14 protein-coding genes and 1 pseudogene are annotated in these 16,385 nt (G+C 56.1%); 5 read left to right on the top strand and 10 right to left on the bottom strand.

Features of this window, described 5'->3' with window-relative positions; translation table 11 throughout:
• A complete protein-coding gene (locus BBPC_RS03505; RefSeq protein WP_004221473.1) occupies positions 1 to 2,562 on the bottom strand; it encodes a type I restriction-modification system subunit M in 2,562 nt (853 codons plus the stop codon).
• A gap of 180 nt (positions 2,563 to 2,742) precedes the next feature.
• Between BBPC_RS03505 and BBPC_RS09545 the strand changes: the two genes are divergently transcribed.
• Positions 2,743 to 3,249 carry a restriction endonuclease subunit S gene (locus BBPC_RS09545; protein ID WP_155114918.1) on the top strand — a complete coding sequence of 169 codons (507 nt, stop codon included), beginning with the start codon at positions 2,743 to 2,745 and terminating at the stop codon, positions 3,247 to 3,249.
• Positions 3,192 to 4,118: a site-specific integrase gene (locus BBPC_RS03500; protein WP_004223842.1), complete on the top strand. Its 927-nt coding sequence runs from the start codon at positions 3,192 to 3,194 to the stop codon at positions 4,116 to 4,118. The genes BBPC_RS09545 and BBPC_RS03500 overlap by 58 nt, the downstream gene beginning before the upstream one ends.
• Positions 4,119 to 4,253: 135 nt before the next feature.
• Here the strand turns inward: BBPC_RS03500 and BBPC_RS03495 are convergent, their stop codons facing one another.
• From BBPC_RS03495 to BBPC_RS03480, 4 genes are all read right to left on the bottom strand, one after another.
• On the bottom strand, positions 4,254 to 5,093 hold the full coding sequence (locus BBPC_RS03495; RefSeq protein ID WP_004223839.1) for a sulfite exporter TauE/SafE family protein: 840 nt from the start codon (positions 5,091 to 5,093) through the stop codon (positions 4,254 to 4,256).
• Between the two features lie 120 nt (positions 5,094 to 5,213).
• The gene (locus BBPC_RS03490) at positions 5,214 to 5,804 is read right to left on the bottom strand and encodes an ECF transporter S component (protein ID WP_033524296.1); all 591 of its coding nucleotides are present in this window, start codon (positions 5,802 to 5,804) and stop codon (positions 5,214 to 5,216) included.
• 37 nt (positions 5,805 to 5,841) lie between these two features.
• Positions 5,842 to 6,438, bottom strand: coding sequence for a uridine kinase family protein (locus BBPC_RS03485; protein WP_004223832.1), 597 nt, complete (start codon positions 6,436 to 6,438; stop codon positions 5,842 to 5,844).
• An 11-nt stretch (positions 6,439 to 6,449) separates the two neighbouring features.
• Positions 6,450 to 7,367: a DUF362 domain-containing protein gene (locus BBPC_RS03480; RefSeq protein WP_004223830.1), complete on the bottom strand. Its 918-nt coding sequence runs from the start codon at positions 7,365 to 7,367 to the stop codon at positions 6,450 to 6,452.
• A gap of 199 nt (positions 7,368 to 7,566) precedes the next feature.
• Between BBPC_RS03480 and BBPC_RS03475 the strand changes: the two genes are divergently transcribed.
• Positions 7,567 to 8,862 carry a Na+/H+ antiporter NhaC family protein gene (locus BBPC_RS03475; RefSeq protein WP_033524295.1) on the top strand — a complete coding sequence of 432 codons (1,296 nt, stop codon included), beginning with the start codon at positions 7,567 to 7,569 and terminating at the stop codon, positions 8,860 to 8,862.
• Between the two features lie 104 nt (positions 8,863 to 8,966).
• Positions 8,967 to 9,983: a YeiH family protein gene (locus BBPC_RS03470; RefSeq protein WP_004223820.1), complete on the top strand. Its 1,017-nt coding sequence runs from the start codon at positions 8,967 to 8,969 to the stop codon at positions 9,981 to 9,983.
• Positions 9,984 to 10,193: 210 nt separating this feature from the next.
• Here BBPC_RS03470 and BBPC_RS03465 read toward each other — a convergent pair whose 3' ends face one another.
• The 3 genes from BBPC_RS03465 to BBPC_RS10215 form a co-directional block, all read right to left on the bottom strand.
• Positions 10,194 to 11,018, bottom strand: coding sequence for a hypothetical protein (locus BBPC_RS03465; protein ID WP_004223817.1), 825 nt, complete (start codon positions 11,016 to 11,018; stop codon positions 10,194 to 10,196).
• 363 nt (positions 11,019 to 11,381) lie between these two features.
• Positions 11,382 to 13,433, bottom strand: a complete 2,052-nt coding sequence (locus tag BBPC_RS03460) for an MDR family MFS transporter (protein ID WP_033524293.1) — start codon at positions 13,431 to 13,433, stop codon at positions 11,382 to 11,384.
• Between the two features lie 230 nt (positions 13,434 to 13,663).
• The gene (locus BBPC_RS10215; RefSeq protein WP_003836622.1) at positions 13,664 to 13,849 is read right to left on the bottom strand and encodes a hypothetical protein; all 186 of its coding nucleotides are present in this window, start codon (positions 13,847 to 13,849) and stop codon (positions 13,664 to 13,666) included.
• A gap of 197 nt (positions 13,850 to 14,046) precedes the next feature.
• Here BBPC_RS10215 and BBPC_RS03450 point away from each other — a divergent pair.
• Positions 14,047 to 14,217, top strand: a pseudogene (locus BBPC_RS03450) (YccF domain-containing protein); the annotation flags it as partial.
• Between the two features lie 248 nt (positions 14,218 to 14,465).
• On the opposite strand, the gene ychF reads toward BBPC_RS03450, so the two are convergent.
• Positions 14,466 to 15,563: a redox-regulated ATPase YchF gene (gene ychF / locus BBPC_RS03445; protein WP_003836618.1), complete on the bottom strand. Its 1,098-nt coding sequence runs from the start codon at positions 15,561 to 15,563 to the stop codon at positions 14,466 to 14,468.
• 17 nt (positions 15,564 to 15,580) lie between these two features.
• The gene (gene proC, locus BBPC_RS03440) at positions 15,581 to 16,381 is read right to left on the bottom strand and encodes a pyrroline-5-carboxylate reductase (RefSeq protein ID WP_004223801.1); all 801 of its coding nucleotides are present in this window, start codon (positions 16,379 to 16,381) and stop codon (positions 15,581 to 15,583) included.
• Positions 16,382 to 16,385: the final 4 nt, after the last annotated feature.

The following is a 16,385-nucleotide window of genomic DNA, read 5'->3' as shown; positions in this document are numbered from 1 at the left end:
TCATTCACCCCCGAGCAGTGCTTTGAGCTCTTCCAGACCCGCCATGTCGCGAGCATTGCCGGTCAAATCGCCCAGCATTCCGGCCAATTCCTTCTCCGCTTCATCGATTTGGCCGCATACATCGGCATATGTGGTGGCGTACTTGTTCTTCAACGCGTTCACTTTGCCAATGAGCTCGTCGATCACGGCATTCGGCAGTTCTTCCAACTGCTTCTGCAATGGCGTAATCCACTTGGCTTCCAGCAACCTTCTGGCTTCCTCGTCACTCAATGCCTTAATCGTGTTGTAGGTCTTCTCCTCCAACGCGTTTCGCTTGGTCTTGATGCCGGACTTCAGCTTCTTCGCCTCATCAAACAGTTTCTGGGACTGCACCAAGCCACGCTCGAAATCGGAGGACGGATTCTTGCCGATCGCCTTGACCGCTTTCTTCAGCTCGGCGGCAACGAAGGCGTCACCGTCCTGATTGATTGCATCGCTGTTCTGCTTGTCATCCTCATCGAAACCTTCCAAAATGGTTTCAACCTCGGAATCGATGTCCTGCACACGGCGTTCGTCCGTCTCGATTGCGGCCAAATCATCGTGCAGCAGCTCGCGCTGAACCAGGTCGAACGGCAGAACGCGGCCAATCCAGCCATCCTGCACTTCCACATCCTTGCCGGCCTTCTTCTTGACGACCATGTTCGGATCCACGGCTCTTACCGCATCGAAACCTTCGGAACCTAACACTTCCAGATCAATGGAGATGCCGTTCCACGCATCATCAAGTTTCTGATAGGCGTCATACGGATCGATCAGCGCGGTATCGGCAACCATCGCATCCAATTCCTTGCCGATGGCCGTTTCCTGCCCGAGCGCATCCACCTGTTCAGGATGCGCCACCAAACGGGAGCGCAGGTCAGCAGGCAGGCCGGAAATGGCTTGCCCATACGAGGCAATGAACGCCTGTACGTCGGCATTGTTGCGCACCACAGTGGCGATATCATCGTGATCGCAGGCATAGCAGGCACCATTATCACGGAACAGTTCAGCCTTCAAACTCGGCCAAGCGTTCCAATATTCCTCAAGCTGCTCAACCTCACTCTTCGGAACGCCACCGAACATCGAAGCGTACACATCCCACATTTCCGCATCCTCGGATGAATCGACATAACGCGGAATGTTGAGGTTGTAATCGTTGGCGCGAATCTCATCGATGGACACCAGACGGCTGAACTTGGGTACCGTGCGATTGTTCGACACCACATCGACAATGCGTTTGATATCAGAAGCCTGTAGCTTGTTGTTCTTGCCGTCCTTGATGAAATGTTTCGACGCATCAACGATGAGCACCCTGTCGTCGTCACGTTTTTTGCGCAACACCATCACGATGGTGGGGATACCCGTACCAAAGAAAATATTCGCAGGTAGACCAATAATCGCCTGAATATGACGGTTCTCGATCAGATTCTTACGAATCTGACCTTCCTCTCCGCCGCGGAACAGCACGCCATGCGGCAGAACGATGGTCATGATGCCATCGGCACGCAGATGGTACAAGTCGTGGAGCAGGAAAGCATAATCTGCCCTGGACTTCGGAGCTATGCCATAGCTGAAACGCGGATCGATCTCCTTGTCAGTGGGATCCCAATTCTGCGAATAGGGTGGGTTGGAGACCACCGCATCCACGAACAGCGGATTGTACGTTTCCTCCTTGTTCTCCAACGTGTCGAACCACGGCCAGTCGTCCTCCAGAGTGTCGCCGTTGCGGGCAACGATGTTGTCGGGAAGAATGCCACGCATCACCAGATTCATACGCGTGAGGTTGTAGGTGTTCTCCTTGAGCTCCTGCGCGTAATACATGATGGAATCCGGATTGCCGTTACGTCGAGCCACCGCCTGACCGATATGAATCAACAAGGAACCGGAGCCGGATGTCGGATCGTAGATCTTGATCTGCTCGCGCCCCTGCAAATGCCAGGCGACGATTTCGCTCATCAGCTGGGAAACCTCAGAAGGTGTGTAGAATTCGCCGGCCTTCTTCCCCGCATTGGCGGCGAAATTGCTGATGAGATATTCGTAGATGAAGCCGAGAACGTCATAATCCTGACGACCATCCATCGGAATGTCTTTAATGAGGTAAATCAAATCTCGCGCGGCCTTGGACTGGCTTCTCGCGTCGGTGCCAAGTTTGGAAAGCCCGGTCTGCAACGTGTCGAAAATACCGTCGAACACTCTCTTACGCGCCGGATTGATGTTGCGGGAGAACGCCGAAAGCGCATCACGCACGTTGGAAATCTCGAAATCGTTGCCCTTTTTGATCCATGTGGAAAACAGGTTGTCATAGGCGATGAAATAGCCACACTCATCCTGTACGCCTTCCACAATGTCCGGATTATCCTCCGTAAGTTGTGGCAGGTCATCCTCGGTGAAATCGTTGGCCTTCAAGCGCATCAGCTCGTTTTCCGAAAGGAATTTATAGAAAATGAAGCCAAGAATGTAATCCTTGTATTCGTTCGCCTCGATCTTGGAACGCATCTTATTGGCGGATTCCCAAATCTTCGAAGCGAGCTGCTGCTTATTCATCTATCCCTCCTCATTGCGGTACCGGCAAACCAATGCACGGCTCCACGAGTGACTGCACATCTTCCATAAGAATACCGCGCCCCCGCTTGGGAACAGCGTAAGCTGGGTGAGCTATATCAGAAAAATGATGAGCGAAATACTGATGGTTTAGGATCTGAACGAACCTTATCCGTTGCTTCAATGACGTTTAACTCTACAGGCAACGGAGCTGATGAATCTTCCTTGCCGAGCTACAAGCGGCTTCGATTAGGCGATATCGCATTTGAAGGACATGCTAACAAAGAATTTGCTTATGGAAGGTTCGTGCTTAATGATGCTGGAAACGGCATTATGTCACCAAGATTCACTTGCTTGCGACCAATTGTTGAACAGGAGTACTCATTCTGGAAGTACTTTATTCACAGCGAGGAAGTTATGCGGCCAATTCTTGTGAATTCCACAAAAAGTGGCACTATGATGAACGAATTAGTTGTAAAGGACTTCCTTGAGCAGGAAATTCTCGTTCCGTCTTTACCAGAGCAGCGCCAAATCGGCGCGTTCTTCGACTGTCTGGACTCGCTCATCACCCTTCATCAGCGTAAGTATGATGGCTGCACCTTATCCCCCATCTTTTTAGAAAGGTGCACACTATGCAGGAAAACATCACTTCGGAATCGCTGTTTTGCGACTACTACGCCCAGTGGGTGAGAACGTATAAGGAAGGTGCCATCAGAGACGTGACCATGGGTAAATATCGACTCACACAATCTTGGATCGGCAAACTCATCCCTGAACTAAGACTTGCCGATATGGATCGCACCGCCTATCAGCAGCTCATTAACGGTTACGCGCAGCATCATGAGCGCCAGACCACCATGGATTTTCATCACCAGATCAAAGGCGCCATTCTCGATGCCGTTGATGAAGGACTCATTCCCCGTGATCCGACACGCAAAGTCATTATCAAAGGCAAGCAGCCACGCATCAAAAAAATGAAGTATCTCAACCAATTCGAGCTGCACGCTATGCTCGCTGATCTTGATCTTGGCGATGAGGCAAGTTGGGATTGGCTCATTCTCCTCATCGCGAAAACCGGACTCCGCTTCTCCGAAGCGCTTGGGCTCACGCCCGACGACTTCGATTTCGCCCACCAAACGCTTTCCGTCAGCAAAACCTGGGATTACAAAAACGGCGGCGGTTTTGTACCCACGAAAAACGAATCCTCCGTGCGCAAAGTGCAGCTTGACTGGCAGCTCATCATGCAGCTTTCCGGACTGCTCAAGAATCTTCCGCATGACAAACCCATCTTCGTGCACGGCAAAGTCTACAATTCCACAGCCAACGACGTGCTTGCCAGACATTGCAAGAACGTGGATGTGCCAGTCATTTCCATCCACGGATTGCGGCATACGCACGCATCACTGCTGCTGTTCGCCGGCGTATCGATCGCCAGCGTGTCGCGCCGCCTCGGCCACGCCAGCATGACCACAACACAGGAAACCTATCTGCATGTCATTCGCGAATTGGAAAACAAGGACGTGGACATCGTCATGCGAGCGCTGTCGACGCTTATCTGACACGATGCTGTTTTGCGAGATACCGATGGACGGCTCGCAGGTCCTTCAATCGCAAGGCAGCTAGAAAAAGAAATCCGCTGGAGAAACCGGTTCTTCCAGCGGGACTTCACCTTGCGAATCAATGTACAGCGCATGTCACAGGTAGGTGGACCAGCCGAGCTTGACGGCGAGGATGATGCCGGTGAGCACAGCGGCGGCGCGCATGATGTTCTCCGGAATATGGCGGGTGACGGGTGGTGCGATCGCACTGCCGATCGTGCAACCGAGGCACATCATGATGGCGAACGGCCAATCGACGGAACCACGGATGATGAACATGATTGCGGCGGAAATGTTCGCACCGAACCCGACTACCGTCTTCAGCGCGTTGATCTGGTGGAACGGGCCGATCTTACCCAAGTCGAGAATCGCCAAGGCAAGCGTACCTGCTGCGGCACCGAAATAGCCGGAATAAATGCCGACAAAACTTACGCCAAGCCATAGCCACCACGGATCGTTGCGCAACGTGCCGCTTGCGGTTTTGCTGGCGATCCGCGCGGCTCGTTCGCCTTGATGCGATTGCGGCAGCGCCTGCGCCACGGCGTCTCGCGCGGCCGCCTTCTTCCGTGGATTGAGTGCGATGATGATCGCGCTGAACAGGATCAGCGGCGGCACCGCGCATTCGAACACTTCTGCCGGCAGTTCCAGCAGCAACAGTCCGCCGATAATGCCACCGACCAATCCGATGCAGGCGTAGACGGCCACGCGCACGCCTTGGCCTTTGAGCTCCTTTCGGGCGGAAAGCAGTCCGCCGATGCCCGTACCGCACACGCCCACCGTGTTCGTGGTGTTGGACAGCACAGGCGGAATGCCGAACGCCAGCAACGCCGGATAGGATATCAGCGAGGATGCGCCGACCGCGTATCCAACGAATCCCGCCCCGATGCCGGCTGCGAGCACCAGCAGCAATGTGGTGATGGACACTCCCGCGATCATGACCGTTTCTCCCGATTTCCCGACTGATATGACAACGGGAGCCAAGCGTAATGGCTTGGCTCCCGAAAATATCGGTTTTGTTCAGAACGTGGCTGACTGCCGCGTTTGAACTATCGTTGTTCAGTGATTGCGCTTGGCAATCAGCGACTCGGTCCAGTAGGCGGCGAGCGGGATCAGCGCCCACTGCAAGGCGAGTCCCGGCAGACCGGCGGCCAGGTCGCTCGTCCATGTTGCGGCGACCGCCTTGCTTGAGCCGAACGCGAACACAGCGATCGCAGTGGCCGCGGTCAGCACCACACGGCCGGCCAGCTGGGCGATGACCACCTTCGCAAGACTCGGCAGCTTGACTTCGCGCAGCAGACCGGCCACAAGACCATACGCGCACAATTCCACCATCATCAGCGGCAGCATCGCCAGCATCGGCATGCCGGACAGCAGGAAGCTGGCGAGCGGCGCGGCGGCTCCGGCGATGGCGCCGACGGCAGGACCGGCAATCAGGCCGACAAAGATGATCGGCAGATGCATCGGCAGAAATGCTACGCCAAGCATGGTGCCCTGCCCGGAAACGGCACCGATGACATGGAACAGCTGCGGCAATGCGACCGCGGCCACAATGGCCAACACGGTGGCCGCGGCTTTGGTGCTCAGGCTCAGCTTCGGCAGTTCGGTACGATGCAAAGCGCGCACGGACATAGTTGCAGAATCAGACATATTCATTCTCCTTTTGTTTTCTTCTCTTCAATGGTCGTCATACGTTATCCGGCAATGCAGTGTCGACGATCATGTCGGCAGCCGATTCGGTTCCGGTCTCTTCGAAATAACGGTTTTCCAACGGAATCCACTCGTCGACGAAACGTCGCAGCATGCGCGGATTACGTTGCTCAAGCCGACGCAGTTGCTCAGCAGGCGTAATCGCAAGACAGATCATGCAATCGTAGTACCCGCGCAGATCGGGATGCATGCTGTAGCTGCCTTCCACGATGGTCAACCGAGCCGGTTCGACGGTACGAGAGACCGCGAAATCGCCCGAATGACAATCCCATGGACGGTATTGCACGGTTTTTCCGGCGAAAAGCGGAGCCAATACTTCCGTTTCGAACCGTTCGCGGTCCACGTTCCCGCCGGGTTGCGCGAATCGTTCCGGCGTGCGCTGCTCGGGACGTAGAAAAAAATCGTCCATATGCAGCACGTTGCCGCCGAAACGCTTGTTGACGGTTGCGGCGAGCATGGTTTTGCCGGATGCGCATGGCCCGTCTATCGCAACGAGCACATGGTCGCGTTCGGCAAGCAGCGCTTCAATATGGGCGATTACGACACCGCCTGTTCCCGCCGGTTTCGTGGTCATTACGGACACTGTCAGTCGAGCACGGTCAGACGGTACGAGCGTGAGCCGATGCCGAGTTCTTCGGCGTATTCGAGCGTGTGTTCGCCGTGGCGGGAAGCGATGCGTTCGGTGACGGAAGCTCCGTCGGGGGCAACGTGGATAAGGTCCACGCATGCCTGATCGAGCGCCACCGGGTCAAGCGATGACAACACGCCGATATCGTGCATGTCCGGTTCGGATGGGGTGGGGATGCAGTCGCAGTCCACGGATAGGCGGTTCATGACGTTCAGATACATCATGTTGCCATGCATGTGGCTGATCACCGCCTCGTCGGCTTCGGCCATCGATTCGAGGAAGTCATCTTGGGCGGTTTCCACCCAGTGGTCGGTGGCCACGCCCGCGGAATGGATCCAGCGTTTGCCGTTCGACGATGCGATGCCGATTGACACGTTTTTGAGCGCGCCGCCGAAGCCGCCCATCGGATGCCCCTTGAAATGCGAGAGCACGAAGATGGAATCATAGTCGTCGATATGTTTGCCGACGATGTCATAGGCGATATGACGGTGCTTGGCTACCGGAATTTCGATTTCACCGCCCATGTCCATGATTTGGATCGGCGCGATATCCGCGTATCCACGTTCCTTGAACACGGCAAGGCTTTTCTCAGGCGTTTCGCGATTGCCATCGTATGCGGTCGCACATTCGACGAGCGTGCCGCCGATCTCCTGCACGAGATCCTTGACGAGCGCCGGATTGAGGTTATTGGATTTCGCCGATTCGCCGGAATGGATTTTAATGGCCACGTTGCCTTGAGGCTTGCGTCCGAGCGCATGATAGGCTCCGATCAGGCTTTCCGGCGTGATCACAGATGTGAAGAACACTTCGGGCGCGGAGGCATCATCAGTGCGATGATCCAATTCGTCCAGCTTCCTTGCTTCGAAATCAGCCATGAATTCTCCTTATTCTGTTCGATTTTGCTTCCAGAGCCAGATTACCAACTTCAAGTCAGCTTGAAGCAAACCGACGCAGCGCAACGGCCACATGCCACACCGATAGTCATATATCGAAACAGTCCACGCATCAACCATGCCAATCGGGTTCACTGGTGCGGTGTTTCGCATGGCACCTATGAAGGAAGGACGTGTATCCATGGCCGAGCTCATCACAATGGCGTTGTTCTGTGGTGCGTTGATCGTCTGCATTATCGCCGGCATTTCCATTATTCCGGCGTTGTTGGCCGGCGTGGTGATCTTCCTAGCTCATGGGCGTCTTACCGGGCATACGTTCACCGCCATGATTTCCAAAGGTTTCGCGACCATGCGTGCAGCCAGCATCGTGGTAGTAACGTTCGTTCTGATCGGCCTGCTGACCACCCTGTGGCGCGCCGCAGGCACTGTGTCGTTCATTGTGACGAATACGGCAGGTCTGGTGCATCCTCATGTGGTGGTCCTACTCACGTTCCTACTCAACTGTCTGATGTCTCTGCTGACCGGATCATCGTTCGCTTCGGCCGCGACGATGGGTGTGATCACGATGACGTTGGGCACTTCCATGCAGGTTCCACCGGTGTTCCTCGGTGGAGCGATACTGTCCGGCATCTATTTCGGTGACCGCTGCTCCCCCGTATCCACCAGCGCCCAATTGGTCAAAACGCTGACGCGCACGAACATTTTCGACAATATCCGACTGATGTTGAAAACCGCCGCGGTACCGTTCGTGCTGACGTGCGCAGTGTATGCGGCATTGACGCTGTGCACGCATCCTTCCAACAGCTCCATTGACATTGCCGGACTGTTTTCCAACGCGTTCGATCTTGATTGGGTCACCGTCCTGCCCGCAGTGGTGTTGGTCGCGCTGGCGATCGCCAGGGTTGACGTGCGCATCACCATGACCGCCAGCATACTGACTGCATTGCCGATTTGCGTTGCAGTACAACATATGGATTGGACCGCGATTGGCCACGCACTGGTATTCGGATTCCACTGTGCTGACGCGCGCGTCGCACCGCTGATCGATGGTGGCGGAATCGTTTCAATGGTCAAAGTGATGCTGATCGTATGCATTTCATCGTCATATTCCGGCATTTTCCAAGAGACGGAACTGCTGGATGGCGCGCATCGGATGGTCGCATCGCTTGCCCGGCATATCAGCGTATTCGGCGCCACGCTGGTAACGTCTCTCGTAGCGAGTGCCGTCGCCTGCAATCAAACGTTGTCGATCATGCTGACAAATCAGCTATGCGACCATCTGGAGTCCGACGAGCATCGCAAGGCCATCAATCTGGAGGATACCGCCGTGGTGGTGGCTCCGCTGATTCCATGGTCCATCGCCGGAGCGGTGCCGCTCGCTTCGGTGGGAGCGCCCACGTCCAGTCTGACATTGGCAGTGTTCCTGTACCTGCTGCCGATCGCGCATTGGATTTCAGTATCGTTGGCACGGCGCTGAAGTTATCGCTTTCTGCACCATACCGATGTCCGAACCGGCCGGAACACTTGAGACACGTGATTGATTTTTGCAAAACATGGTGGGCTCGCATAGCCACCAAGGAAATGGTTTTCGTCAGCATCGTCACTTTGGCCGCCTCACTAGTGGCTTCGTGGCTTAAACAGTTTCCGGGATTCAGTCTGTTCGGCGCGCTGATCATCGCATTGCTCATCGGCATGGCGGTCCAGTTTCCGATTCGCAAATGGTATTCCAGCCGTTCCGTGGAACACAGGTCCGGCGTGAAGGACGCAGCAGGACTTATTTCCAATAAACTGTTGCGTCTGGGAATCATTCTGCTCGGATTCAAGCTCAATCTGACCGTATTGTTCACCCAAGGCATCAAGTGTCTGCCCATCGCGGCCGTGGTCGTGACACTCACCATCGTGGTGTGCTACGCCATCGCCCGCAAATTTGGCGTCGACCCGCAACTCGCCATTCTGGTGGCGGGCGGCACCGGCATTTGCGGTGCGGCCGCCGTCATGGGATTGTCTGGCTCCATCAAAGTACCGCCGGAAAAAGAGGATGAAAAAGCCAACAACGAAGTAATGGCCGTGGCCATCATCGCCATCATGGGCACCATCTTCGCGTTACTGGAAATCACCCTTGGACCATTGACCGGTTTGAGTAAGACACAGCTGGGCATTACCGCCGGAGCTTCCTTGCACGAAATCGCCCATGCCGTGGCGGCCGGCGACGCGTTCGGCGCGGTGGACATCGCAACCATCATGAAACTGTCGCGAGTGCTGATGCTGGTGTTCGCAGCCATCGTCATCGCCGTTTGGTGGGATAAAAACCATTCCGAAATGCCAGCGGACGGTAAACGCAAAGTGTCGTTCCCATGGTTCATGCTCGGTTTCATCGGCGCTTCCATCATCGGCACGTTCGTGCCGTTCATCGGTGCCATCGCACCGAATCTGGTCGATTTCGCGTACATCGTGCTCGGCATGGCCATGGCCGCGCTCGGCATCAACGTGAATTTCAGCGCCATCGCCAAGAAGGGGCAGAAGGCATTCCTAGCCAGTTTCATCACGTCTGTGCTGCTGATGTGCTTTGCGGCCGGAGTCTCAGCGCTGTTCTTCTGATCGGTCTTGCGAACCCGATCGCCTAGGATATGGACGGGCGACCGGGTTCGCAAACGCGAGGTTTCCCGACGGCCCACACCCCGATTTCGTCATTCGTATCCCCTCTTACGCTTCCATCCGTCATGGCGTCATATTCTCTGATGTCATAATCGTCGACGTTTTTCCGGGAAACTTTAGACATGCGTATGGAAGCAACACGAGGGAGAATCGTCATTGCGCTTTGGACGCCTGTCTGTCCACCCAATTCTCGGCCACATCGATGGCCTCATCGAGCGTGACTTTGGCTGCCTTGTAGTACTTGGAATCCTTGATATTGCTGTTTTCAATGAGTTTTTGACCGGAATCCACAGCTTTGGACAATGCGGACAGCAGTTTACGGCCAGTCAACGTCAGTGTTTCGTCCTTGCCAAGCTTGTTGACCAATTTGTCCGCCTTGTCGAGCGACTGCTGCAGTTCCTTCTTCGATTCATCCAACGATTCCGTGGCGGAAGAACCGTTCGAAGGAACGTCGAGCAATTGCCCCGATGACGTATTGGACTGAGTATTGGAGGATGGTCCGTTCGTTGTCGTGCCATCCGAATCGTTCCGCGAATCCTGCAGCGCATTCGTGCCGTTCTTCTCCCGGATGTCCTTCAGGCTGTTATTCAGGGAGTCCGTGGCGCTGTCTAGTGTTTTGGCGATGAGATTGAGCTGCGTGATGGTGGCGTCCGCCTTACAGCCTTCCGTATCGACCGTGTTCTCTGCGCTGGTAGCCGCGTCCGCGAACGCGTCGATGATGTCGTTCACGCCGAGCGCACCACGGATCAATTTCTGCAGCTCGCTACCGTTTTCGGATGTGTCGAGCACGGCCTTACGGGCCGAGCTGAATTCCGCAAGCGATTGCCGGCATGTGTCCAACGCCTCCTGCCGTTTGTTGTGGTAGACGTACGCTCCTGCGCTGCATGCCACAGTGAGCGCCACGACCACGGAAAAGACAATCGGCCAGGTTTTGCGGGGATTGGAAGGCTGTTCAACGGCCTGATACTGATAATCCATATGCGTCCACCCCTTGCGAATCGACGGATGTCATCGTTCTTCGTCTTGTTAACCTCGCCTATTTTACGAGTCCGAAGATGGGAAAAACCTGAATGGACATCCCACGCACGCCGACGCGCGTATGCGTGCACGACTCCAGCAACGAGCCGTACCCGCCGTTAGATGGCAGGCTTCAGTATCGTGACGCCATGCGTTAGCGTCACCATGCAACGATAGGAACACACTATTCAATAGTGCATCATGAAGGCGTGACGTTGCCCTTGCGCAGGTGCCGTAAGACTCCGCGGACAAAGCAATGAGGCTTCCCCGCGAGAAGGGAAGCCTCATATTTCATTCATTCTATTCAGCGATGATGACGCCGAATCACCGATCATCCTTTGGGAACAGCGCGTCGAAGGCATGTTCCATCACGGACTTACGGCGGATCACACCGACGAGTCTGCCATCACCATCCACCACCGGCAGTTTCTTGAACTGCTTCTTGGCGAGGATTCGGGCCACCTCTCCAACATGCTGGTCGGGCGTGGCGGCAACGACCTTACGCGTGGCGATATCCATCACCTTCTTGCCGGAGAGCGCCTGCACCTTGGAGGCCACGGTTTCGTCGTCGAACACCACCATCGTCGAACCGGTGCCGGTGGGAACCGTACGGGATTCATAGGTGGCAATCGCTTTCAGGACATCGCCGTCGCTGACGAAGCCGACGAGCCTGCCATCGCCGTTCACCACGGGAAGGCTGGAGACGTTGAGGCGGATGAACTCGTGCACCACATGCGTGATGTCATCGCTGTCCAGGCAGCTGTAGGGCTGATCGTCCATGATTCCGCCGATGGACTGTTCCTGGGCCTGCTTGAACAGGGAGGCGGCGGGGGCCACGTATGCGCCGGCGTAGTGATGCTCGGCGGGCTGGCCTTCAGTGGTTTCGACCGCGACTTCGGCGGAGGCTTGCGCCTCGTAGGCCTTGGCGTTGCGTGCGGCCTTCTCCTTGGCACGGCTGGTGACGGTGAAGATGCAGATGATCAGGGCGACCAGCGAGATGGCGGCGCACAGCAGGTAGGAGAACGCGATGCCGCTGGCCGTGGCGGACTTCACACCCTGAGACATGTGCGAGGCGGTCACGGATGTTTCTGCGGTGACCAGAAGCGAGGTCGCAATGGCTGCCGCGATCTGGCGGCCGGTGTTGGCGATGGCGTTGCCATGGGCGATCATGTCGTTCGGCAAAGCGTTGACGCCCCAAGTGTTGATCGGCATGTTGGCGATAGCCTGACCGGATGCCTGCAATGCGCAGAACACGGCGACAAACAGCACTGATGTCCTGGTATTGATGGTGCCGAGAAGACCAAGAGAGATGGTCATGAGCGCAAGGCCGCCGATGCCCACGCCGCGCGGGCCGAATTTGTCGAATGCGGCACCGGCGACCGGACTCAGGATGATGCCGACCGCCGCGGCGGGCAGCATGACCATGCCGGTGACGGTGGCGGATTGGCCGAGTACATTCTGGATGAAGATAGGCAACGTCACGTTGGTTGCGGCGACTGCGGCGTTAATCAGAGTGACCAGAATCGCGGAGTTGCGGAAGTTGCGGGTGGCAAGGGTGTCAACGCGCAACAATGGCTCATCGAGCTTGACTTGCTTGTATACGAATGCGACGAAGGCCACAAGACCAACGACGATTGAAATAATGACGACCGGACTGGTCCATCCCATCGTGGAAGCAGACGAGAAGCCATAGAGCAGGCCACCGAACGCGATGGTCGAAAGGATCACGGACAGGATGTTGAGCTTTGGGTTCTTCAACTCGCCGACGTTCTTGAGCATCATCGTGCCTCCGACAAGGATGACCAGTGCCACAACTGCGATGCCAATGAACATCGGGCGCCATCCGAAACTGTCAATCACCAGACCACCGACAACCGGGCCGATAGCCGGGCCGGCGGCCATGACGATACCGGCCATGCCCATGGCAGTGCCGCGCTTATCCGGCGGATAGACGAGCATCGGCACTACGGCGACCAATGGCAACAGCACGCCGGAGCCGGCGGATTGCAGTATGCGTCCGACGAGCAACAGCATGAAATTCGGTGCGACGGCACACAGCAGTGTGCCGACCATGAAAGTGGCAAGAGCTCCGGCGAAGAGCTTTCGGGTGGAGAATTTATCAATCAGATAGCCTGAAATCGGCACCATGATGCCCGAGACCAGCATGTAGACGCTGGTCACCCACTGCACGGTGCCGGTGGTGATATTGAAATCACGCATCAGTGCCGGCAAGGCCGGTGACATGACGGTCTGGTTGAGCAGCGCGATGAACGAGCCGACGACGATCACGCCCACGACGATGAATCGGGCGTGCGAATCAATAGGCTTTACGGAACTGGCGGCGGACCCAAATTCCGCGGTCTTCTGTGAGGTCACAGCATTTCCTTCTGTTGGTAACGGCATGTATGGACGATCCGGCCCCATACTTGTGTCAAGACGCGGGGACACTGATGAGTCCGGGGTAAAGGAAAAGCCGCCATCCGTTCCGCATTCATATACGGCAAACGATTCGCGGCTTTGCGTAAGTTGATGGCTATGGTGAGCGATTCATGCGACGTCGACTGCGGATGGGCCATCGGTACATCCCGGCATAAGGCGTGTCCCCGCTACACCAGCATCGAGAATAGGGCCATTTGTGGATTGGCAAACAGAACATTGCCGACGAACGACCCACGGCAGGCGCGTGCGATGAACATCGCGTAGCGATACAGGTTCATGGCATCTCCTTGATGGGTCTTCATACGGCAGACATCGAGAAGCCTATCATCATTCAAATCGACGGTGAAAACCACGTATGCCCGACAATACACAAAATCTTCACAAAAGGATTGGGCTTACCGCATACGATCCGCCTGAATAGCGGTCCGAGAATGAATCAGGGGCGAGCTAAAGGTTACGTCTCGTGTTTCCGTCATGCTGTCTGGCAAAATAGTGAAGCCGAACATGCGAGGCATCGACCGGAATCGGAAAGGGGCAAATCATGCGAGTTCTCGGCAATATCCTGTGGGTGGTGCTGGTCGGCTGGCGGATGGCGCTCGGCTATCTGGGAGCCGGCGTGCTCAACTGCATCACCATTATCGGTATTCCGTTCGGATTGCAATCATTCAAGATGACCAAGCTTGCGCTCTGGCCGTTCGGCGCGGAAATCGTCAACCTGTAGATTCCAAATACTACAAAGCCGCCAAAGCAACCCTTGACGAGGCGGTCACCGACGTCAACAATTGGATTGACCAGCAAGCCACCAAGGCCGAATAATAAAACACACATTATGCTGCTGCAGCAGCCAGTCCTTGCAGAACAATGTCATGACAAAGGCCTGAGAAGACGACTTCTCAGGCCTTATCCGTGCCGCTCCTCACAGTCGCTTGTAGCGACAGCTCCCCTCAAAGAGGGGAGCCAGAGAAACACTTACTTTTTGGAGACGTTGAATTTAAATTCGACGATATCGCCGTCCTGCATCACGTAGTCGCGGCCTTCCTGGCGTAGCTTGCCTTCCTCCTTGATCTTGACCATGGAGCCTTCGGCAGCCACGAAATCGTCGTAGGAGACGATGTCGGCCTTGATGAAGCCTTTTTCGAAGTCCGTATGAATCACGCCGGCAGCCTGCGGGGCAGTATAGCCCTTATGAATCTGCCATGCGCGAACTTCCTTCTCGCCTGCGGTGAGGAAGGTGGAAAGGCCGAGCGTATCGTAGCCGACTCGCGCCAACTGATCCAATCCGGACTCCTCAAGACCGGCGTCCGCAAGCATCTCGCGAGCGTCAGCCTCGTCGAGTTCGGTCAGGTCGGCTTCAAACTGCGCGTTGAGGAAAATGGCCGGAGCCGGAGCCACGGATGCGGCGAGCTTGGCCTGCATGTCTTTGTTCTGCAGTTCGGCATCGTCCACGTTGAACACATAGATGAACGGCTTGGCGCTCATCAAGTGCAGATCGTAGACGGAATCCTTGTCGAAACGACCTTCGCGAGCCGCCTTATCAATGGTTTCGCCGGCTTCAAGAATGGTCTTCGCCTGCTTGACGGCCTCCATGTAGGCCGGTTCGATCTTCTTACCGCGCAAATCCTTCTCCAACTTCGGCAGCGCGTTCTCGATGGTCTGCAGATCGGCGAGGATCAGCTCGGTGTTGATGGTTTCAATGTCGTCGGACGGATCGACCTTGCCGTTGACGTGCACGATATCATCGTCTTCGAAGGCACGCACGACCTCGCAGATCGCGTCGGCTTCGCGAATGTTGGCGAGGAACTTGTTGCCCAGGCCTTCGCCTTCCGAAGCGCCCTTGACGATTCCTGCGATGTCGACGAAGGTGACGGTGGCCGGCACGATCTTCTCCGTATGCACGAGCTTGGCGAGCACCGGCAGACGGTCATCCGGCAACGGCACAATGCCGGTGTTCGGTTCGATGGTGGCGAACGGATAGTTTTCCGCCAGCACGTTGTTGCGGGTCAATGCGTTGAACATGGTGGACTTGCCGACGTTCGGCAGTCCGACGATTCCGATAGTAAGAGACATGGTTCCCTAGCTTAGTATTAGGCTTCGATGGCGTCGACTGCTTTGATAACGGCACCACGGAACGCGCTTTCCTCCAACGATGCGACACCCCTGATGGTGGTGCCTCCCGGAGAGCAGACAGCGTCTTTCATGGCACCCGGATGCGTTTCGTTGGCCAAATAGAGCGCGCCCACGCCTTCCACCATTTTGGCAGCCAGACGATACGCGGTAGCACGCTGCAATCCATATTTCACACCGGCATCGCCCAATGCTTCGATGTACATGTCGGTGAAGGCCGGCGCGCAGCCGGCGATGCACATGCCGATGCCCATGTGTGCGGTGTCCACGCGTTCAATCAGGCTGATTGACGAAAACAGGCTTTCGAAGGTTTCCGTCTGTTCCTGCGTGAGCGTGTTGTCGATTTCCGTGACCAGCACGCCTTTGCCGACAGCCATCGGCGTGTTCGGAATGGTGCATTGGATGTGTGCCTGTTCGAAAGACGTTCCGAACAGGTCGCGGAATTTGTTCAGATCCCAGCCTGCCGCAATGGACACGACGATGGTGTTCTCTTGCGCCAGCTGATCAATGATCGGTGCGATCACGGTTTCGATCTGATACGGTTTGATGGCGATGACGACCATGTCAGCTGCTTCGGCGACTTGCGCGGCGGTACGCACCGCTTTTGCGCCGAGTTTGGCGGCGTTGCGTTCCAGCTTGTCGTAATGCGCGGCACAGGCCACGATGTCGCCGCCATTGACGACGCCAGCGTTGACTAGGCCTTCGGCGATCGCCTGTGCCATATTGCCGTATCCGATGAATCCGATGGTTGGATTGGCCATGTTT

Source organism: Bifidobacterium pseudocatenulatum DSM 20438 = JCM 1200 = LMG 10505, assembly GCF_001025215.1.
Classification (GTDB): domain Bacteria; phylum Actinomycetota; class Actinomycetes; order Actinomycetales; family Bifidobacteriaceae; genus Bifidobacterium; species Bifidobacterium pseudocatenulatum.
Note: the sequence above shows the minus strand (reverse complement) of the source record. Positions and strands in the feature narration are given on the sequence as shown.